Below are 19,356 nucleotides of genomic sequence, written 5' to 3'. Positions count from 1 at the left end.
TCCGCCAACGTCTCCTGACCCGCCCAACGGTAGCGTCTCGGATCAGCTGTGCGGGTCCGGTGCGAACGGTTGGCTCCGCTCAGCCCGCCTGGCCGGCCACGGGACGGTGGCGCACCCCCCGAACGGCGCGGGCGAAGGGCTGCCCTGCCATCGCGGCCACGGGAGCCGCACCGCCGTCACCGTCACCGTGGCCGTGGCCGCGTCCCGGCAGGTCGTTCGCGATCACGGCGGCCTCGGTCAGCAGGCCACGCCCCTCCGTGGCCCGGTAGAAGATCCGGGTGCCCTCCCGACGGGCCACCACCAGGCCGGCCGCCCGAAACTTCGCGAGGTGCTGCGAGGTCGCGGCCCCATGCGCCCCCAGCAGCTCGGCCAGCTCGCTGACCGGCAGCTCCCCGCCGGCTCAGCGCCCACAGCAACCGGTACCGCGACGGGGGTCCGCCACCGCCTTCAACACCGCCACCGCCCGCTCCGCCGCCTCGGTGTCCCAGGCCTCTTCCTCAGCACCACCCGTAGACCGATCGTACCGACGGTCCCCCGGCCCGCCCCGCGCCGGGAACTCCCCACGCCAACCGGTCCGACCGGGCACACGACGGCCCGGCCGCGGCTACCCACCACGGCACCACTCCAAGTGCCCCACCAACACGGTCAGAAGGCCAGAGACACCCACCCGGAACCAGGCACCGAGCCCCACACAGGAAGTCGGCCGACTTCCCACGCCGACCAAGCCCCGCCCAGGCACACGACGGTGGGCCGACCGACGCCCGCATCCTGGGGCCAGCAGGCGGGCAGCCCCGAGGGCCACCACCGGCAGGACGGGCACGGCCGCCCAACGGGCACGCGCCGGGCCGGAGCCGGGCCCGCACAGGAAGTCGGACCGGCCGACTTCCTACGTCGAGCGGGTCCCGTCCAGGTAGGCGAGGACGGCGAGGACGCGGCGGTTGCCGTCGTCGGAGGCGCCGAGGCCGGGTTTGGCGAAGATGTTGGAGGTGTGCTTGCTGACCGCGCCCTCGCTGAAGTGGAGGCGTTGGGCGATGGCGGCGTTGGAGCGGCCTTCGGCCATCATCGTGAGGACCTCGCGTTCGCGCGGGGTGAGCATGGCGAGGGGCTCGTCGTAGGCGTTGCGGGCGAGGAGGCGGGTGATGACCTGGGGGTCCATGACGGTGCCGGCCGGCAGCAACGGTGTGGACGGCGTCGACGAACTGGTCGGCCTTGGAGACCCGGCCCTTGAGCAGGTAGCCGACGCCGCCGGCACCGTCGGCGATGATCGCGCGCACGCCCTGGTGCCGGTGGGCTGCGCGGGGCAGCCGGGTCCGGCCCGTTGGTGCGGTCCCTCCGGACGCTGGCCGGCACGACCCGAAGGCCGTACCGGGGAGGGAGCCTCACGTCGCCTGGGCGTGAGGCGGTTGCTTCGCGGCCGGGTGGGGCCGGTCTTCGACCGGTCCGTCCGGCAGGTCTTCGGGGCGGCCGTGATGACGGCCTTGGCCTCCATCGTGTCCACCACCGTGCGGATCACCATGGTGCCGCCGGCGCGGTCGGAGGCGGTCTTGGTCTGGTGGGCGAGGCCGCGTGCGGCGATTCGCCGCCAGGCACCCTGGTCGCGATCGCCCTGTCACCCGCACTCCCTGCTGGGGCAGATGGCCCATTTCCAGCCCGGTGCGGTGGGCGGGTCGGGGGCCTTGCGATGCCGCAGCGGCGTCAGGCAGCAGGGGCAGTGCCTGGAGGTGTTGCGCGGCGCCACGGTGACCACGGCGATGCCGGCTTCGGCGGCGAGGTGCCGCATGCGCTCGAGGATCTGCCCGCGCACGGTCTGCGACATGCGGGTGTTGTGGGTGCCGCCCATGCCCCCAGCCTCCATCGACCGCAGGTCTTCCAATCGTCCGGAGACCGCCGGGCAGCACGGCGGCAGTGCCTCCGCCCTTCCGGTCCGAGGCCGCACCGAGGGGTGTGCGCACAACGCTCCGGATCCGCGCGGAACGCGCTCACGATCGGGGTGAGGTCTCGGGAACCGGCCGCGAACACCGCGGTGCCCCGCCTCCCTGTGGGAAGGCGGGGCACCGCCGGTCAGGTCCGACCACTCAACACTGAGGGGGCGGGCCGACCTGGTTCATGTTGAGCTCCAGACGCTCCTCGGCCTGGTGACCTCCCCTCTGTACGGCTACCAGGTAATGGCCCCGGAGGTCCTGCGGAATGACGACGGTGTAGATGGTGCGCGTCACGCCGCCGACGCTGGTCGAGTACGCCGTCCGGACCGGAAAGTCCCGGCCTCGGCAGACCAGGTGATCGACCGACTCACCGGTCGCAATGAGCGTCACCGCCCAGAACGCCTGCCCGTGGTCGCTGAACTGCGCGCCGCCCATAAAGACGTCGACCCCGGGCACGTGCTTCGGCGGGATCGATGCGAGCGCCGCACACGTGATACTCGGACCGGCCACCGCCGCAGTGCATATCTCGCCGGTCTTCTCCGTTCGCCAAATCAGCTCCGGCCCGTAGCCGCGGTCGTACTCGGCCAGCGAGAACTCACCGCCGACCGGCATCCTTCCGGCTTCCTCGACCGACCGGACGACCTGGCGCCTGATGTCCTCCGGAAACGTCCGGCTCGAAGTGGCCCGTCCAGCATCCTCCGCAGCCGGCGTCGCCACCATAGACGAGACGGAGGAACCCTTGGCGGAGGAGGAACCATCTCCTGTGGCGTCCGATGCCCCCCTGCCCCCGGGCACCCCACTGCACGCGCAGGCGCCGAGCACCAGGCCCAGGACAACGGCTGCGAACCGCACGGTGATTCCCCTCACTTCGTACGTCATCCTCTCTCCGACGGAACATCGACGCCCTGCGACCGCGACAAGGCCGTCCCGACACTCCTACCTGTCGACGGCTTCGGCCGGCGTGTTTCGTCGGTCCTCGTCTTGGTCTCTTCTCCCCTCACTCGTAGTTGTACTCGACGCTCGCCTCGGCAGTCGTCTTGGACAAACCGAGCAAGTACTCGAAGAACTTCAACAACTGGGCCTTCGTGGCGCCGAGCAACGACAGCATCAACCCCACGGCCTGGTACTCCGCCTACGACCGCACCAGCCGCACCAGCGCCGTGATCGGCCAGTGGACCCACCTGACCGGTACCTTCAACGCCGACAGCTCGATCATCACGCTCTACGTCAACAGGGCAGCCGTCGGCACCGCGCCGATGCCCAGCGGCTGGAAGCCGGCCCCCGGCAGCCTGAACGTCGGGGGCGTCACCTACAACAAGCTCGCCCCCGGTGACCTCCTCAACGGCGCGATCAGCGACGTCCGGGCCTATCCGTACGCGCTGACCGACCAGCAGGCCAACACACTCGCCACCACCGACTCGGCGATCCACATCCGCAGCGCGGTCGACCCCGGCAAGTGCCTGGACAACTGGGGCGGCGCAGCCGGCTCCCAGCTCCGGATCTACGACTGCTGGAACGGCGACAGCCAGCACTTCATGATGACCGAGGACAACCAGATCAAGATCCCGCTGTCCGGGCGCTGCCTGGGCACCGCGGTCGCCACGGCCGTCAACGGCACCGCGGTCGTCGCCCAGGACTGCGGCAACCCCGCCGCCCAGACCTGGGTCCGCCGATACGACAACTCGCTCTACAACCCGGCGTCCTGCCTCTGCCTCGACCTCCACGGCTGGAACACCACCAACGGCCAGGGCCTGGACGTCTGGCAATGCGCCGACCAGGCCAACCACCACTGGATCTTCGAAGCCCAGCAGACGACGTAACGACTGCAGCACCCCGGAGCGACAGTCCGGCCCTTCGTCGAGCCCTCCGCTCGACGAAGGGCCGCTTGCTTTCAAGACCCCGTCGGATCGCCCCGGATTTCCGCCGGTGCAACCCGCTGTGATCATCACGCCTCTCCGAGTAAGGTCCAGCCACGACGACGCGCCCCCGGGACCGAGGAGTGTGACCGTGCCCGACCACGAGCGGCAGGCAGGCCAGTTCGAGCACCTCCGGCCGCGGATACGGGCTCTCGCCCACCCGCTGCTGGGCTCGCGCGCCGAAGCCGAGGACGCCGTGCGGGAGGTCTGGGCCAGGCTCGACCGGATCAATCCGGAGGAGGTGGCGGACCTGGCCGCCTGGCTGACCGTGGTGACCGGGCGGGTCTGCCTGGAGCTGCTGAGCGCCCGGACGGGGCGACCGGGGCTGCCGCCGCGCCTGCCCGACGTGGTCGTCGAGGCCGAACCGTCCAGCGGGGCCGCGGGTGGTGCCCCGGTCGGTCTCACCCTGCTGGTCGCGCTGGACGACCTGGCCCCCGCCGAGCGGATCGCCTACGTGCTGCAGGACCTGTTCCAGCTGCACGTCGACCAGGTCGCGACCGCCCTCGAGCGGACCACGGCGGACACCCGCAAGCTCACCGAGCAGGCCCGCCGCCGGGTGCAGGAGGCGCGCGCGGCGGACGGCGAGGGCAGCCCGGCCGCCCGCCGCAGGCTGGTCGACGCCTTCTGCGCGGCGGCCCTGGACGGCGACCCGGCGGCGCTGGCGGCCGTGCTGGAACCGGGAGCTGAACTGCACGTGGACGGCCGGCCACCGGTCCGCGGCGCCCAAGAGGTGGCGGAGCGCGCCGCCGTGACGCTCTGCCAGGGCGGACCGTCGTTCACCGGGGTGCTGGTCAACGGCACCCCCGGCGCCCTGGTCACCCAGGGCGGCGTGCCGACCGCGGTGCTGGGCTTCGCGGTCCGGGCGGCCCGGATCAGCCGGGTCCACCTGCTGCTGGACCCGGAGCGGCTGGCCGCGATCGACGTCCACGCCCTCTGGTCCTGAGAGGTTCGCGGACGGGCGGCCCTGTCGGCTCGTCAGCGGCAGGGGCGACCGGACGGGCGCAGGGCGCCGTGGCCGGCCGGCGACGCTGGTCCGCGACGAGCACCGGATCCAGGGCGGCCGGCTGCGCGTCGGAGCGGCGGTGGGAGCCGCTGCAGTGGCGCCTCCCGGCCGGAGGTCGGGGGCTGCGCGCCCCTAACGCGCCGTCCAGCGGCGGCCGGCGGCGAGGACGGCGCCGGCGCAGGTGCTGCCCAGGAGGGCGCCGGCCAGGACGTCGCCCGGGTAGTGGACGCCGGTGTGGACCCGGGAGTAGCCGACCGCGCAGGCGAGGAGGGTGAGCGGGGTGGCGGTGACGGGCAGGAGCGTGCCCACCGCCGTGGCCAGGGCGAAGGCCGAGGCGGTGTGGCCGGAGGGGAAGGAGGCCGAGATCGGCATCGGCACGTGGCGGTTCACCACTACCAGGGCGGCTTCGCGGTCCGGGCGCGGGCGGCGGACGAGGTGTTTGCCGAGGACGTTCGCGGTGAAGGAGGCGACGGCGACGGAGGCGGCGCCGGCCTGTCCGGCGCGGCGCCAGCGGCCGGGGGCGAGGGTGAGCGCCGCCGCGATGGACAGGTTGATCTTCGAGTGGTCGGCGGCCCTGGACAGCGCCCGCAGGCCCGCGTCGAGGGCGGGCGTGTCGGTCGCCGCGACGGCGGCGTAGACCGCGCCGTCGAGCGCCGCGAGGTCTCGCACGACGTGGCCGGTCATCAGCGGCCGCCGGTTCGGGAGGAGGCCGTGCGGCCCAGGGCGAGGCGGGCGACGTCGCGCCAGTCCAGCCGGTGGGCGTGGGCCTGTTGGGCCGGGTTCGCGCCGGGTCGGTCGCGCGGGACGCGGACCCGCAGGGCTCGGTGCAGCAGGGTGCAGATGACGGGGGTCGGCAGGGTCAGCGCCTCGCCGTCGACGGCGACCGGGATCTCGGGGACGTCGGCTTCCACCGTGACCCGGCGCGCCGACAGCAGTCGCAGTCCAGCGGCCCGGTCGCCGCGCAGCACGAGTTCGGCGGCCTGGGCGGCGCCGTCGACGCGGATGCCGAGGACGCCCAGCACGCCGCCGTCCAGGCGCGGGCGGCGGCCGAGGTCGACCGGGTCGGGCGCGGCGTACGGGTTGTTGCTGACGAGCAGGGCCTGCGGGGCGTCGATGCGGTGGTCGTCGGCGCGGGCGGTCAGCTTGGCGCCGCTCTCGCCCAGCAGCAGGTCGGGGAGGGTGTCCAGGGCGGTGGCGGTCTTGGCGTCGCGGTACTGCGGGCTCTGCACGATCTGCGCGTACGCGCCGAAGGAGACGGTGTTGACGAAGGTCCGGTCACCCACCCGGCCCAGGTCGACGGCGAGTTCGACGCCGTCGCGCAGGGCGTCCAGGCAGCTCGCGGGGTCGGCGCGGTCGAGGCCGAGGTCCATCGCGAAGTGGTTGCGGGTGCCGGCGGAGACGACCAGGAACGGCAGGTCGTGTTCGGCGGCGACGGCCGCGACCAGGGCCTGGGTGCCGTCGCCGCCGGCCACGCCGAGCAGGTCGGCGCCCTCGGTGACGGCCCGGCGGGCGAGTTCGGCGACGTCCTGCCGCCCGGAGGTGTCCAGCAGCACCACCCGGGCGCCCAGGTCCTCGGCGCGCCGGACCAGGTCGAAGCGTTCGACCTTCCCGCCGCCGGAACTCGGGTTCATGATCAGTACGGGCCGTCGCGGCGGCGGGACCTCCCGCACCGGCATCGGCCGGGGCGGGCGGGCCGCCCGCAGCGCGGCGCGGGCGCAGGCGAGTCCGGCCAGCCACAGGGCCAGGCCGATCGCCGCGAACAGCAGCACCTCGGCGGCGTAGGCCAGCACGATGACGGCGACGGGCGCGCTGACGGCCAGCGCCGCGCCGGCGATCCGCAGCAGGGCCCGACGGGTGATCGCCCACCAGGCGCCGGCGGCCATCAGCGCCAGCCCGACGAACTGGGCGAGCAGCACCAGCAGCCCGTGCGGGCCGGTGAAGGCGACGACCGCCACGGCCGCCAGCGCGCACAGCAGTGCGAGCCGCGCGAGCCGGCGCGGCCGGCGCCCGTCCACCACTTCGCCCATCGGCCAGCCCTCGTCCGCTCGGCCCCTCCGGTTTCGGTCACCGTAACCGGACGGGCCGTCCGGGGCGCGCCGGACGGGTATCCCGGGCTACGCACCGCGCCCGGCGCGGGCGGGCCGGACGGGTCGGCCCGTCGCGCCCGAACGTCCAGAACGATTCCGCGGCGACTGCGCCGCCGGGGCCGATCAATGAGTCCGAGCGACCCTCTCCGGAAGTCGCAGACGCATGCGAAGCACCGGCGTCAGCAATGGTCAGCCCCGGATCGCGCGCGATAGCGGCGGGGCGACCACGCCGAGGCCGCCGGACACCCGTGCCACGCGACGACCCCTGACCTCGGACAGACCCTAGCCCGCCGCCCGGCCGGCCAGCTCGACCAGCTCGGCCAGCTCCGCCGGGGCCAGGCTGCCGGGCTCGCGGCGTTCCCGCGCCCAGCGGTTCACCAGCTCCTGGAACAGCTCGTTCACCGGCGTCGGCACCCCGCAGCGGCGGCCGAGCAGCACGATCTCCCCGTTCAGGTAGTCGACCTCGGCGGATCCGCCGCCCCGCTTGAGGCTCTGCCAGGTCGAGCCGTGCCCCGCCCCGGCGCCGGGCGCCAGCTCGTCGACCGCGCCGCGGCGCAGTTCGGCCAGTTCGGCGGGGGCCGCGTACGCGATGCCCGAGCGCTCCAGCACCGCGACGGCCTCGGTCCGGGCCCGGACGGCCAGTTCGCCGGACTCGGCACCGGGCCGCTGCCCGCACAGCGCGTCGACGGCGTTGGCCAGGTTGTCGACCAGCTTGCCGTACTTCCAGCGCAGTACGTCCTCGGCGACCTCGGCCCGGAAGTCGGCCGCGGTCAGGTCCGCGGCGATGTCCCGGACGGTGTCGTCGGCGCCGCCCGGGTAGCGGCCCAGGACCAGCAGGCCGGTGCGCGGCCCGCGCCAGGTGCGCACCTCGCCGGGGGTGAGGTAGGCGGCCGGCAGAACCACCATGGCGCCGTAGACCCGGCGGAAGTGGCGCAGCGCCAGCCGCTCGTTCTCCACCCCGTTCTGCAGGCAGACCAGCGGCAGCCGGGTGCCGGCCCGGCCGCCGTCCGGCCCGACCGGCTGGTCGGCCCAGGCGCCCAGCGCGGCCGCGGTGTCCTGGGTCTTGACGGCCAGCAGCAGTACGTCGCCGTCGCGCAGTTCGACCTCCTGCGGCCCGGCCGCGACCGGGATCGGGAGGGTGTCCGTCCCGGCCGGGCCGTGCACGGTCAGTCCGCGCTCGCGCAGCGCCGCGCCGTGGTCGCCGCGCGCCACCAGGACGACGCGGTGCCCGGCCCGGTGCAGCCGCGCGCCGACCACGCCGCCGACCGCCCCGGCGCCGATCACGATGTACCGCTTGTCCACTGATCCTCCCAGTTGATCCCGTCCGCGCACCACGCGGCCAACTCCTCGGCGTACGCCGCGATTTCGCCCGCGTCCCGGCCAATGGTCACATAGCCGCCGAGGTGGTCACCGGACTTCTCGCCACCGCGGCGGCGGTGGCCGTTCACGCCCTTGATCCGTTCCTCGACCGCGAACGGCGGCGGGCCGCTGGGAGCGGGGCGCGAAGGGACGTCGAACGGCCCGGCCAGGACAGTATCAGTACTCATACTCAGCTTATGACCCTGCTTCACATCAGGGTTCCCCTTGACGCCCGCCGCGCCGGAGCCGTAGTGTCACCCCGCCATGTATCAGGACCCTGACATCATCCAGGGTTCGCACTCCACGCAGAACTCATCGACATCGGAGTCATCGCCCCATGAAGAGCTACCCACGCACCACGCTCGCCGCGGTGTGCGTTGCCGGCGGGCTGCTCCCCGCCTCGCTCACCGGCGCTTCGGTGGCGCTGCCGAAGATCGCCACCGACCTCGGCGCCGGCCTCGGGCCGCTCCAGTGGGTGGTCAACGGCTACAACCTGACCTTCGCCAGCTTCATGCTCGCCTGCGGCGCCATCGCCGACCTGGTCGGCCGCCGCCGGATGCTGGGCATCGGCATCACACTCTTCGGCCTGTGCTCCCTGGTCAGCGGCCTCAGCAGCGACATCCACCTGCTGGACGGCGCCCGCCTGCTGGCCGGTGCGGCCGCCGCCGCGGTGCTCACCGCCGGCAGCGCCCTGCTCGCCACCGCCTTCTCCGGCCCCGCCCAGGCCAAGGCCTTCGGCATCCTCGGCTCGTCCTTCGGCGTCGGCCTCGCCCTCGGCCCCTCCACCTCCGGCCTGCTGGTCTCCTCCTTCGGCTGGCGCTCGGTCTTCCTGCTGCACGCCGCGATCGACCTGGCGCTGCTGCTCGCCCTGCCGCGCATCGCCGAGTCCCGGGACCCGGGCGCCCGCGGCGTCGACTGGGGCGGCACCGTCACCTTCACCACCAGCCTCGCGCTGGTCACCCTCGCCATGGTCGAAGGCCCCCAGCAGGGCTGGACCAGCCCCGTCGTGCTCGGCCTGCTGGCCGGCTCCGTGCTGCTGCTCGCACTCTTCGTGCTGGTCGAACTGCGCCAGGAGCGCCCGATGTTCGACCTCGCCCTGTTCACCCAGGGCCGCTTCGTGGCGATCTGCTTCGTACCGGTCGCGCTCGCCTTCGGCTTCGTCTGCCTGCTGGTCTTCCTGCCCTCGTACTTCATCGGCGCCAACCGCTTCACCAGCTCCGCAGCCGGCGCCGTGATGCTGCTGCTCACCGCCCCCGTGCTGGTCCTCCCGATCATCGCCGGGCACCTCTCCCGCAGGATCCCGGTCCGCACCCTGCTGGCCGCCAGCCTGCTGCTGGTCGCCGGCGGCGCCGCCTGGCTCACCACCATCCACCCGGGCATCGGCGTGACCGGCCTGGTCGGCCCGTTCCTGACCATCGGCACCGGCGTCGGCATCTCCTTCGGCCTGCTGGACGGCGCCGCGATCGGCTCCGTCCCGCCGGAGCGCGCCGGCATGGCCGCGGGCATGTTCAACACGATGCGCCTGGCCAGCGAGGCGATCGCCATCGCCGGCATGGGCTCCGTCCTGGTCAGCCTGGTCAGCTCCCGCCTCTCCGGGGACCTCGACTCCTACGGCAGCGGCTTCACCGGCAACCCGGACGGGCTCGCCGCCAAGGTCGCCCAGGGCAACCTGGCCGACCCGGAGTCCGGCGTCACCGCGGCCGGCCGCGAGGCCTTCCTCGCCGACGGCTACACCGACGCGCTGCGCACCGTGCTGTGGATCCTGGCCGGCGTGGCCGCGCTCAGCGCCCCGCTGATCGCGATGATGCTCCGCGACCGCAAGGCTCCCGCCGCCGCGGCCGCCACGGAGACCGCGGCGACCGGGGAGACCACGGAGAGCCGCGAGCCCGTCGGCGCCGGGCGCTGACACCCCGACGCACCCGTACCCCCGCCCCCACCCCTTCGAAAGGGCAAGCTCGTGTACAGCCGCCAACTCGGGCCCACCGGCCTCGCCGTCGGGGCCGTCGGCCTCGGCTGCATGGGAATGAACTGGGTGTACACCTCCCAGCTGCAGAGCGCCCGGGAGTCGATCGACGCCATCCGGCACGCCGTCGACCTCGGCATCACCCTGCTCGACACCGCCGACCTCTACGGCCCGTTCACCAACGAGGAGTTGCTCGGCGAGGCGCTCCAGGGCGGCCTGCGCGAGCACGTGGTGCTCGCCACCAAGGGCGGCCTCAAGGCCGGTCCGGAGTCCCGCCTCGGCTCGGTGCGGGTGACCGCCGACGGCCGACCCGCGAGCACGTCGTGCCGATCCCCGGCAGCACCCGCCGGCTCCACATCGAGCAGAACGCCGCGGCCGCCGAGGTACGACTGAACAGCGTCGACCTGGCCGAGCTGGACTCCCTCCCGGCCCCGGTCGGGACCCGCTACTGATCGGCACCGCAGGCGAGTTCCCCAGAGGCGTTCGTGCCTAGCGACTGATCAGCCCACTGATGTACCTTAAAGTCCGAATAGTCCGCAGCGGGGGCAGTCAGGGATGCGATCACTGTGACCGACAACAGTTCCGACCAGCCGGCCTCGGCGCGGCTCGATTTCCACGACCGCCTCGGCCACGCCATCAAGCGGGCCGAGCAGGCGCTGATCGGCGAGAAGAGCCGGGTGCTGCGCACCGTCGACCTGACGGTGCCGCAGTACGTGACCCTCCTGTGCCTCCAGCGGTCGTCCGGGATGTCCGGGGCCCAGCTGGCCCGGGAGTGCATGGTCACGCCGCAGACCATGACGACGATCCTGACCAACCTCGAGAACAAGGGCCTGATCACCCGCGAGACCTCGAGCGTGCACCAGAAGGTCCTCGTGGCCAAGCTCACCCGGACCGGCCGCGCGCTGGCCAAGAAGGCCGACGCACTGGCCCGCGGCGTGGAGCAACGGCTCGCCGACGCCTTCGACGAGAGCGAACAGGCCCAGCTGCGCGAGCTGTTGGAGCGCTCGGTGGCGGCGCTGCGCAAGACCGACTGACCAGCGCGGCAGCGGCACGAGACCGGGCGGAAGGCCTTCCCCCGGACACCCGGTCACCACCCGGGGCGCCCAGGGGGCGGCCTCGCATCCTCCGCACCGGGACCCAGCCGCCCGGTGACCGAGCGACCGACCACCGATCGACACCGAGGAACCCGATGTCCCACACCGCCGCAGCCCTCACCCCCGGCACCGTCCTGGTGCTGGTGGACCTCCAGCAGTGGATCGTCAGCCGCCCCGTCGCCCCGCTGACCGGCCCGGCCGTGGTCCGCTCCGCCGCCCGGCTGAAGACCGCCTTCGAGGCCGCCGGCCTGCCCGTGGTCCTGGTCCGCCACGCCCGCGTGGACGGCAGCGACGGCGGCCCCGACTCCCCCTTCAACCGCTTCGCCCCGGAGCTGGCCGCCCGCCCCGGCGACGAGGTCGTCACCAAGTACGGCATCGACGCCTTCGCCGGCACCGACCTCGCGGACCGCCTGGACCGCCTCGGCGCCACCGCCCTCGTCATCGCCGGCATCGCCACCGAGTACGGCGTCGGCGAAACCGTCCGCACCGCCGTCACGCTCGGCTACCCCACCACCGTCGTCGAGGACGCCGTCGCCGCCCTCTCCACGCCGAGCCACACCGCCGCCCTCGACACCTTCCGCGGCCTCGGTGTCACCCTCACCCACACCGATGCCCTCCTCCCCCCCGAGCCCCTGACCCACCGGGCCCCGCCCGCCCGCGCGGCTTCCACCCCCACCTGACCTGCTGCTCACTCGCGCCCGCCGACCGCCTCGACCGGCGCGGTCCGCAGGGCGAACCGGGTGGCCGTCGCGATCGACCCCCAGGAGAGCGCGGGGGTGGTCGCCACGATCGCGAGGAGACCGAGCGCGGAGAGACTGGGAACCGGCGACCTGGTCGGCCCGAGGCTGACGCCGATCAGCGGCGGGGCCGTCGCCGGCAGTCCGAACAGCAGCGCCGAGAAGACGACGATCCGCGCCGCGCCGTTCATCACCCGGCGGACCTGCTCCCGGCCGGCCCCGCTCAGGCCGGCTCGGTGTACACCGCCAGCGCGGCGTCGCGGACGTCCGGCCGCGGGTCACGGCGCAGCGCGTGCAGCAGTTCCCGCCAGGCGGCGGGCCAGCCGAGCGGTGCCCCGGCCGTGGCCAGCGCGACGGCGAACAGGCCGGGAGCGAGGCCGTCCTCGGCGACCAGGCCGGACAGTTCGGCGAGGCGCTCGCCCAGGTCGGGTGCGTCCGGGTCGAGCGCCGTGACCAGTCGGCGGGTGGCCTCGGGCACCAGCACGGGTTCGGCCAGCAGGAGCGCGGCGACCGCGCGCTGGGTGGCCCGGAACGCCGCCGCGTCGCCGTTCTGGCACCACATCGAGCCGACGAGCGCGGCGATCCGGCGCAGGGCCGGCTGGTCGTGACCGGGGAGGGTCGGTTCCCCCGTGCGCACCACCCCGATCAGCGCGGTCAGGGCGTCGGCCAGGACGCTGCCCGGCGCGCAGCCGCCGAGCGGGTGCGAGGCGTCCGACAGCGCCACCCCGATCAGCACCTGGGCCGCCCCCTTCCAGCGGTCCCGCTCGGCGAGGTCGGTCACCAGCGGGACGAGCGCCCGCACCGCCTCCGGCACGTACCGGCCCCAGGCGACGAGGTGGCCGCGCGCGGGTCCGGCGGAGGCGATGTCGTCGCCGATCGCCAGTCGGGCCATCAGCGCGGCGAAGGTGGGACGGTGCTCGCCGGGCACCCGGTTTCGGCCCGCGCACACCGTCGGCCCCGACTCCGGGAGTCGGGGCCGACGGTGACGAGCGATCGGGTCAGCGGGCCGCGTCGCCGACGGGGGTGCCGAGGGGGGAGAAGCCGTGGAGCCAGTCGACCTTGTCGTAGAGGTCGGTTCGGGAGAAGCCGGAGAGCATCGTGTTGCGGGCCTGGGCCTCGGCGCCGGCCGGGTGGTAGAGCTGGGTGCCCATCTCGCGGGCGAGGAGTTGGGCCTTGGCGGTGCGCTCCTGGCGTTCGGTGGCGTACTTCTCGAGGCTGGGGATCACGGTGTCGGCGTCGCAGGCGAGGAAGCGGCCCAGGACGACGGCGTCTTCCAGGGCCATGCAGGCGCCCTGGGCGGCGTACTGGAGCATGGGGTGGGCGGCGTCGCCGAGGAGGGCGACCCGGCCGTCGGTCCAGGTGGTGACCGGGTCGCGGTCGCACAGCACCCAGGTCCGCCAGTCCTCGCCGAGTTCCAGCAGGCGGCGGGTGGTGTCGCCCAGGCCGGGGAACTCGGACAGGACGTGGGCGCGTTCGACGGGATCGCCGGCCACGGCGACGGTCGCGCCGTCGTCGCGGGTGGCGGCCAGGTTCAGGTAGGTGCCGCCGCCGATGGCGTAGTGGACGAAGTGCCACTTGGGGCCGGCCCAGAGGGTGACCGCGTTCCAGCGCAGGTCTTCGGGGACCTTCTCCATCGGGATGACGGAGCGGTAGATGGTGTGGCCGGAGACGCGGGGTTCGCCGTCGCCGACGAGTTGGGCGCGGATCGCCGAGCGGATGCCGTCCGCGCCGATCAGCACGTCGCCGGTGACCGTGGTGCCGTCGGCCAGGAGGGCCTCGACCCCGGTGGCGTCCTGCCGGTAGCCGGTCACGGACGCGTTCGTGACCAGTTCGACCCGGTCCTCGGCGCGGCAGGCGCGCAGCAGGGGTTCGTACAGGTCGCCGCGGTGCACGACGGCGTACGGGTTGCGGAACCGGTCGCGGTAGGCCTCGGTGAGCGGCATGCTGGCGACGCACGAACCCGAGGTGCCGTCCATGAAGCGCAGTTCGTCGATGAAGACGGCCTTCGCCCGGACGTCCGCGCCCACGCCGAGGTGGTCCAGGGACGAGAAGGCGTTGGGCGCCAGCTGGATGCCCGCGCCGAGTTCCTCGAAGGCCCGGCGGCGTTCCAGCACGACGACGTCGTGGCCCTGTCGTGCGGCGCTGAGCGCGGCGGCCAGTCCGCCGATGCCGCCTCCCGCGACGATGATCCTCACCATGATGTTTCAGCAGTCCCTTTCGTGTGACGGCGGACGGCGGACGGCCAAGCGGCACCGGCGGTACGGGACGCACCGCCGGGAACCGCCGTCTCAGCCCTCCAGCGCGAGGCCGTGGCCGGCCAGGGCGTCGAGGGTGAACAGGCCCTCGACGGTGGCCTCGACGTCGAAGGCGGACACGAACGTCGGTGGGCGGCCGATGAGTTCGACGGCGCGCGCCGGCCTCGGCACGGCGGCGGCCGCCGCGGACTCCCACAGGAACACCGCGCCCCAGCGCTGCCGTTCGGTGTCCGAGATCCAGAACTTCAGGCGCAGTCCGGGGACTTGGCTGAAGCGGTCCACGGCCTCGTCCCGCAGGAACGGGCGCAGCGACTCCACCGTCTGTCCGGTGCCGGCCAGGTCCCACCATGCGATCACCGCGTGCACGAGCGCAGCACCTCCGTCATCAGGGAGGCCGTGATGTCCAGGCCGTGCTGGGAGAGCACCGACTCCGCGTGGAACTGCACGGAGGCGAACCCGGTGCCGCGCATGGCGTGCACCTCTCCGGTCCGCGGGTCGCGGCAGACCTCCACGACGCCCCGGACGGGGTGGTCGGTCTTGTCGTGCTCCGAGCGTGCGGCGAAGGTGTTGTAGAAGCCGACCCGCTCGGTCCGTCCGAAGAAGTCGATCTCGCGCTGCACGCCCTGGTTGGGCACGTCCCGCTGGACCAGCGGCAGCCCGAGCAGGGTGGCGAGCACCTGGTGGCTCAGGCAGACCGCCATGAACGGCCGTCGGCTCTCCAGCAGGCGGCCGATGGTGCCGCGCAGGTGCGCGATCTTCGGGTCGTCGGTGACGCGGGGGTCTCCCGGGCCGGGGCCCATCACGACCAGGTCGTGGGCGTCGGTGTCGTAGGGCTCGTCGAACCGCCGCACGGTCACCGTGAGGCCGAGCGAGGAGAGCTGGTGCCCGATCATGGACGTGAAGGTGTCCTCGGCGTCCACCACCAGGACGCTGCGGCCGGCCAGTTCGGCGGCGCGCCCGGCGGTGTCCTCGGCCGTCCCGGTCAGCCAGAAGTCGGCGATGTTCTCGTTGCGCCGGGCGAGCGCGGTGAGGACCTGCGGGTCGTGGGCGAGCCGGGTGCGGCCGGGGCCTTCCAGCGCCGCGAGCAGGCCGGCCGCCTTGGCGCGGGTCTCGGCGACCTCGGAGGCGGGGTCGGAGTGGCGCACCAGCGTGGCCCCGACGCCGATCCGCAGCCGACCGGAGCGGTCGATGTCGGCGGTGCGGATCAGGATGGCGCTGTCCATCTCGCGGGTGCCGGAGGCGTCCCGGCCGACGAGGGCGGCGACGCCGCTGTAGTAGCCGCGGCCGTCGGGCTCGTACTTGCCGATGACCTTGGTGGCGCTCTCCAGCGGGGAGCCGGTGACGGTCGGCGCGAAGAGCGTCTGGCGCAGGATGTCGCGCACGTCGCGGGTGGTGCGGCCCTCGATGAAGTACTCGGTGTGGGCGAGCCTGGCCATCTCCTTGAGGTGGGGGCCGGTCAGCCGGCCGCCGTCCTCGCAGATCCTGGCCATCATCTTGAGTTCCTCGTCGACGACCATGTACAGCTCGTCGGTCTCCTTCTGGTCGCCGAGGAATTCGAGCACGCCGCTGAGCGCGGGGCCGTCGGCCGGATAGCGGTAGGTGCCGCTGATCGGGTTCATCACGGCGTTGCCGTCGTGCAGGCTGATGTGCCGCTCGGGGGTCGCGCCGACGAAGGTGCGCTCGCCGGTGTGGATCAGGAAGGTCCAGTAGGCGCCGGTCTCGCGCTCCAGCAGCCGCCGGAAGAACGACAGGGCGACGGCGGGGGTGTATCCGGTGACGTCCGCGGTGAACGACCGCTTGATGACGAAGTTGGCGCCCTCGCCGGTGCCGATCTCGTCGGCGATCACCTGGCGCACCACCGAGGCGTAGGTGGCGTCGTCGGGCTCGAAGCGGCTTCCGGTCAGGGAGGTCGGCAGGCTGGGCAGCCGGCGCAGGGTCTCGCCGAGCGGCAGCACGTCCTGCTCGCGCACGGTCAGCACCAGGAGCGGTTCGCCGTCGTCGACGGCGGTGAAGCCGCGCTCGGCGAGCTGCCGGTAGGGCACCAGGACGAGCGTCTCGTGCCCGGTGCCTTCGGGGGCGTCCGTGAGCGGGATGTCCGTCAGCGAGGCGCACTCGGTGACGTCGCCGAGCAGCAGGTCGACGAGGCCGGCACCGGCGGTGTGCGGCCGGTGCAGCAGGGCGAAGGCGGGCGGGTCGCCGTCGAGGATCCGCCCCAGCAGGTCGGCGTGACGGGGGTCGGCGTGGTGCGGATAGGCGTGGTGCGGGTCGGCGTGGTTCGTGCCGGTCACCGGGCGTCCTCCAGCTCGGTCAGCAGTTGCTTGGTGGTGGCCACCCGGGCGCAGCGCTCGGCCGCGTAGGTCAGGGCCTGCCGGTGGTAGGCCGCGGAGAAGTCGGCCACCGCGTCCGCGACCAGGAAGGGCTGGATGTCGTTGGTGAAGGCGTCCACCGTGCTCATCAGCACGCCGATGTGGGCGTAGACGCCGCACAGGATGAGCTGGTCCCGGCCGGCGGCGCGCATCCGCTCCAGCAGGTCGGTGCGGGCGAAGGCGCTGTAGCGCCACTTGGTGAGCACCCAGTCCTCGGGGGCGGGGGCCAGTTCGTCGATCACCTGGCGGTCCTCGGGGGTGGTGCGCATGCCCGGGCCCCAGAAGTCGCGGAGCAGTCCGCGCTGTTCGACGGTCATGTCACCGGGCTGGGCGGTGTAGGCCACCGGGATGCCGGCGGCGGCGCACCGCTCCCGCAGCAGGGCCGCGTTGGCGACCAGCTCCGTCCCGGGGGTGCCGCCCGCGAACGGGCGCAGGAAGAAGCGCTGCATGTCGTGGACCAGCAGCACGGCGCGGCGCGGGTCGGGGGTCCAGGCGACCGGGCCGGCCGGGAGGTCGCCCTCGGTGGGCATGGGGTACGGCTCGATGGGCGGGATGCCGGGGGTGGGCTTGGTCATCGCGCTCTCCTCACTGGACACCGAGGGTCGCCCCACCGTCCACGGTCAGACTGTGCAGAGTGATGTGGCCGGCCTCGTCCGACAGCAGGAAGGCGACCGCTCCGGCGATGTCCTCGGGGCGGGCGACCTTGCCCAGCGGGATGCCGACCTTGTACGCCGAGGGCGTTCCGTTCACCGAGGTGCTGATGGCGCCGTCGTCGTGGTGCATGCCGCGCAGCATGGGCGTGTCGGTGGAGCCGGGCGCCACCACGTTGCAGCGGATGCCGTGGCGGGCGTTCTCCAGTCCGAGGCACTTGGTGAACATGGTGGCCGCGGCCTTGGAGGCGGCGTACGCGGCCATCTCGGTGCGGGCGGTTCCGGCCGCGTTGGAGGCGACCGTGACGACGGCCCCGCCGCCCCGGGGCACCATGCGGTTCACCACCGCGCGGGAGACGTTGAAGACGCCGGTGGTGTTGACGGCGAAGGTGTCGGCCCAGTCCTGGTCGGTCAGCTTGCGGGCCTCGCCCATTCGCAACACACCTGCGGCGTTGACCAGTTGGTCCACCGGGCCGAGGGTGTCCTCGATGGTGGCGACGGCCCGCTCGACGTCCTCGGCCGACGTGACGTCGGCGGGGACGGCGGTGACCTCCAGCCCGCGGGCCGTCAGCCGCTCCACGGATTCCGCCAGCCTGGCGGGGTCGCGGTCCACCGCGGCGACCCGGACGCCGCGTTCGGCGAGCGTGCGCACGACGGCTTCGCCGATGCCCCCGGCCGCCCCGGTGACCAGGGCGATCCTGCCTTCCATGCTTCCTCCGTACTGGGAACGTGGTGGTGCGTTCGGTGCTGCGACCGGGACGTCGGCCCCGGTCAGCCGCGCCAGGCCGAGACCGCCTCGACGGCCTGCGCGGGGTTGAGCCGCGGGTCGCAGAAACTCAGGTACTTCTCGCTGACCCGGTCGAGGTAGGAGGCGTTGCGCACGCACTCGGTGACCGTGTCCGGCGTGGTCTCCAGGTGCAGTCCGCCGGCCGTACCGCCGTTGTCGCGCACCGCCTGCTGGAAGTTCTCGATCTCCCACACGACGGTCTCCACGAAGCGGGTCTTCAGCCCGTTCGGGCCGCTGACCGTGTTGCCGTGCATGGGGTCGCTGAGCCAGATGACGGGGTGACCGGCGGCGGCGACGGCCCGGACCAGTTCCGGCAGCCGCTCCGCCGCGGCGGTGGCGCCCATCCGGGCGATCAGGGTGAGCCGGCCGGGCTTCCGCTCCGGGTCCAACTTCTCGCACAGCGCGAGCAGTTCGTCCACCGTGACGGTCGGGCCGACCTTGCAGGCGACCGGGTTGCTGACCGCGGCGAGCAGCGCGACGTGCGCGCCGTCGATCTGCCGGGTGCGCTCGCCGATCCACGGCCAGTGCGTGGAGGTCAGCAGCAGGGAGCCGTCCGGCTCGCGGCGCAGCAGGGGGAGTTCGTAGTCCAGCAGCAGCGCCTCGTGGCTGGTCCACACGGGCAGTTCGAGGCGGTGCCGCCGGGGCGTGCGCCACCCGAGGTGGTGCATCGCGTCGCTGGCCGCCCGGTAGGCGAACAGCAGGTGGTCGGGGTTGGGCCGGCGGCCGTCCGGGTCCGGCTCGGGCCGGTTGACCGCGTGGCCCCGGTAGACGGGCAGTTCCACGCCGCCGACGGTCTCGGTGGGGTTGGAGCGCGGCTTGCCGAACTGGCCGGCCAGCCGGCCCACCCGCAGCACGGGCTTGCCCGAGGCGAGCTTCATCGTTCCGGCCAGCACGTCCAGCAGTGCGGCCTTGCGGGCGATGTCCGACGGGTTGCACTCCGCCGGGTCCTCGGCGCAGTCGCCGGTCTGGATGATCTGGACGTGTCCGGCGGCGGCTTCCAGCAGCAGTTCGCCGAGCCGGTGCACCGCCTCGAGGTCGACCAGCGGCGGCATGTGCGCCAACGTGTCGCACACCTGGGACACGTGCCGTTCGTCTGACCAGTCGGGCTGCTGGAGCGCGGGCAGGGTACGCAGATTGAGCAACAGGTCGGTCACGGGGTCCCCACTGGTGGTAGGCCGGTGCACCGTCACGGGACGGCATCAGGGAAGGCGGAGCGG

Annotated in this window: 21 protein-coding genes and 1 pseudogene; 6 read left to right on the top strand and 16 right to left on the bottom strand. The window is 73.5% G+C overall.

The annotated features are described in order from the left end of the window. Window positions 1–79 precede the first annotated feature (79 nt). The 4 genes and pseudogenes from ACWCYO_RS29295 to ACWCYO_RS29280 form a co-directional block, all read right to left on the bottom strand. Window positions 80–301: a hypothetical protein gene (locus ACWCYO_RS29295; protein WP_449785885.1), complete on the bottom strand. Its 222-nt coding sequence runs from the start codon at window positions 299–301 to the stop codon at window positions 80–82. A 585-nt stretch (window positions 302–886) separates the two neighbouring features. Beyond that, window positions 887–1,271 (bottom strand): annotated as a pseudogene (locus ACWCYO_RS29290) (response regulator transcription factor); the annotation flags it as partial. 338 nt (window positions 1,272–1,609) lie between these two features. Beyond that, entirely contained in the window at window positions 1,610–1,840 is a 231-nt protein-coding gene (locus ACWCYO_RS29285; RefSeq protein ID WP_449785884.1) for a zinc ribbon domain-containing protein, read from the bottom strand. Between the two features lie 235 nt (window positions 1,841–2,075). After that, a complete protein-coding gene (locus ACWCYO_RS29280) occupies window positions 2,076–2,801 on the bottom strand; it encodes a hypothetical protein (protein WP_449785883.1) in 726 nt (241 codons plus the stop codon). Between the two features lie 158 nt (window positions 2,802–2,959). Between ACWCYO_RS29280 and ACWCYO_RS29275 the strand changes: the two genes are divergently transcribed. Both ACWCYO_RS29275 and ACWCYO_RS29270 read left to right on the top strand, forming a co-directional pair. After that, on the top strand, window positions 2,960–3,742 hold the full coding sequence (locus ACWCYO_RS29275; RefSeq protein ID WP_449785882.1) for a ricin-type beta-trefoil lectin domain protein: 783 nt from the start codon (window positions 2,960–2,962) through the stop codon (window positions 3,740–3,742). 187 nt (window positions 3,743–3,929) lie between these two features. Further along, window positions 3,930–4,781: a sigma factor gene (locus tag ACWCYO_RS29270; protein ID WP_449785881.1), complete on the top strand. Its 852-nt coding sequence runs from the start codon at window positions 3,930–3,932 to the stop codon at window positions 4,779–4,781. A 192-nt stretch (window positions 4,782–4,973) separates the two neighbouring features. Here ACWCYO_RS29270 and ACWCYO_RS29265 read toward each other — a convergent pair whose 3' ends face one another. From ACWCYO_RS29265 to ACWCYO_RS29250, 4 genes are all read right to left on the bottom strand, one after another. Beyond that, window positions 4,974–5,525 (bottom strand): phosphatase PAP2 family protein, encoded by a 552-nt coding sequence (locus ACWCYO_RS29265; protein WP_449785880.1) that lies wholly within the window; start codon window positions 5,523–5,525, stop codon window positions 4,974–4,976. After that, entirely contained in the window at window positions 5,525–6,868 is a 1,344-nt protein-coding gene (locus ACWCYO_RS29260; RefSeq protein WP_449785879.1) for a diacylglycerol/lipid kinase family protein, read from the bottom strand. Before ACWCYO_RS29260 ends, ACWCYO_RS29265 begins: the two co-directional genes overlap by 1 nt. A gap of 342 nt (window positions 6,869–7,210) precedes the next feature. Then, a complete protein-coding gene (locus ACWCYO_RS29255) occupies window positions 7,211–8,230 on the bottom strand; it encodes a ketopantoate reductase family protein (RefSeq protein ID WP_449785878.1) in 1,020 nt (339 codons plus the stop codon). After that, a complete protein-coding gene (locus ACWCYO_RS29250; protein WP_449785877.1) occupies window positions 8,209–8,475 on the bottom strand; it encodes a hypothetical protein in 267 nt (88 codons plus the stop codon). Before ACWCYO_RS29250 ends, ACWCYO_RS29255 begins: the two co-directional genes overlap by 22 nt. 149 nt (window positions 8,476–8,624) lie before the next feature. Between ACWCYO_RS29250 and ACWCYO_RS29245 the strand changes: the two genes are divergently transcribed. The 4 genes from ACWCYO_RS29245 (at window position 8,625) to ACWCYO_RS29230 (ending at window position 12,024) form a co-directional block, all read left to right on the top strand. Next, window positions 8,625–10,193 (top strand): MFS transporter, encoded by a 1,569-nt coding sequence (locus tag ACWCYO_RS29245; RefSeq protein WP_449785876.1) that lies wholly within the window; start codon window positions 8,625–8,627, stop codon window positions 10,191–10,193. A 51-nt stretch (window positions 10,194–10,244) separates the two neighbouring features. Continuing rightward, the gene (locus tag ACWCYO_RS29240; protein ID WP_449785875.1) at window positions 10,245–10,643 is read left to right on the top strand and encodes an aldo/keto reductase; all 399 of its coding nucleotides are present in this window, start codon (window positions 10,245–10,247) and stop codon (window positions 10,641–10,643) included. A 173-nt stretch (window positions 10,644–10,816) separates the two neighbouring features. Continuing rightward, complete coding sequence (locus ACWCYO_RS29235; protein WP_449785874.1) at window positions 10,817–11,284, top strand: MarR family winged helix-turn-helix transcriptional regulator; 468 nt, start codon at window positions 10,817–10,819, stop codon at window positions 11,282–11,284. Between the two features lie 155 nt (window positions 11,285–11,439). After that, entirely contained in the window at window positions 11,440–12,024 is a 585-nt protein-coding gene (locus tag ACWCYO_RS29230) for a cysteine hydrolase family protein (protein WP_449785873.1), read from the top strand. 8 nt (window positions 12,025–12,032) lie between these two features. Here ACWCYO_RS29230 and ACWCYO_RS29225 read toward each other — a convergent pair whose 3' ends face one another. From ACWCYO_RS29225 to ACWCYO_RS29190, 8 genes are all read right to left on the bottom strand, one after another. Further along, entirely contained in the window at window positions 12,033–12,272 is a 240-nt protein-coding gene (locus ACWCYO_RS29225) for a hypothetical protein (RefSeq protein ID WP_449785872.1), read from the bottom strand. Between the two features lie 32 nt (window positions 12,273–12,304). Continuing rightward, entirely contained in the window at window positions 12,305–13,030 is a 726-nt protein-coding gene (locus tag ACWCYO_RS29220; protein WP_449785871.1) for a hypothetical protein, read from the bottom strand. A gap of 49 nt (window positions 13,031–13,079) precedes the next feature. Next, window positions 13,080–14,279 carry a 3-hydroxybenzoate 6-monooxygenase gene (locus tag ACWCYO_RS29215; protein ID WP_449785870.1) on the bottom strand — a complete coding sequence of 400 codons (1,200 nt, stop codon included), beginning with the start codon at window positions 14,277–14,279 and terminating at the stop codon, window positions 13,080–13,082. Window positions 14,280–14,369: 90 nt separating this feature from the next. Beyond that, entirely contained in the window at window positions 14,370–14,702 is a 333-nt protein-coding gene (locus ACWCYO_RS29210; RefSeq protein WP_270142598.1) for a hypothetical protein, read from the bottom strand. Then, the gene (locus ACWCYO_RS29205) at window positions 14,690–16,624 is read right to left on the bottom strand and encodes an anthranilate synthase family protein (protein ID WP_449785869.1); all 1,935 of its coding nucleotides are present in this window, start codon (window positions 16,622–16,624) and stop codon (window positions 14,690–14,692) included. Before ACWCYO_RS29205 ends, ACWCYO_RS29210 begins: the two co-directional genes overlap by 13 nt. After that, window positions 16,621–17,277, bottom strand: a complete 657-nt coding sequence (locus tag ACWCYO_RS29200; protein ID WP_449785868.1) for an isochorismatase family protein — start codon at window positions 17,275–17,277, stop codon at window positions 16,621–16,623. Before ACWCYO_RS29200 ends, ACWCYO_RS29205 begins: the two co-directional genes overlap by 4 nt. A 10-nt stretch (window positions 17,278–17,287) precedes the next feature. After that, entirely contained in the window at window positions 17,288–18,061 is a 774-nt protein-coding gene (locus ACWCYO_RS29195; RefSeq protein ID WP_270142600.1) for a 2,3-dihydro-2,3-dihydroxybenzoate dehydrogenase, read from the bottom strand. Between the two features lie 62 nt (window positions 18,062–18,123). Continuing rightward, window positions 18,124–19,293, bottom strand: coding sequence for a 3-deoxy-7-phosphoheptulonate synthase (locus ACWCYO_RS29190; RefSeq protein ID WP_270142601.1), 1,170 nt, complete (start codon window positions 19,291–19,293; stop codon window positions 18,124–18,126). Between the last annotated feature and the right edge of the window lie 63 nt (window positions 19,294–19,356).

The sequence above is a fragment of the Kitasatospora sp. NPDC001683 genome (assembly GCF_053596495.1).
The sequence above is the reverse complement of the archived record's forward strand: the minus strand, read 5'-3'. Positions and strand labels throughout refer to the sequence as shown.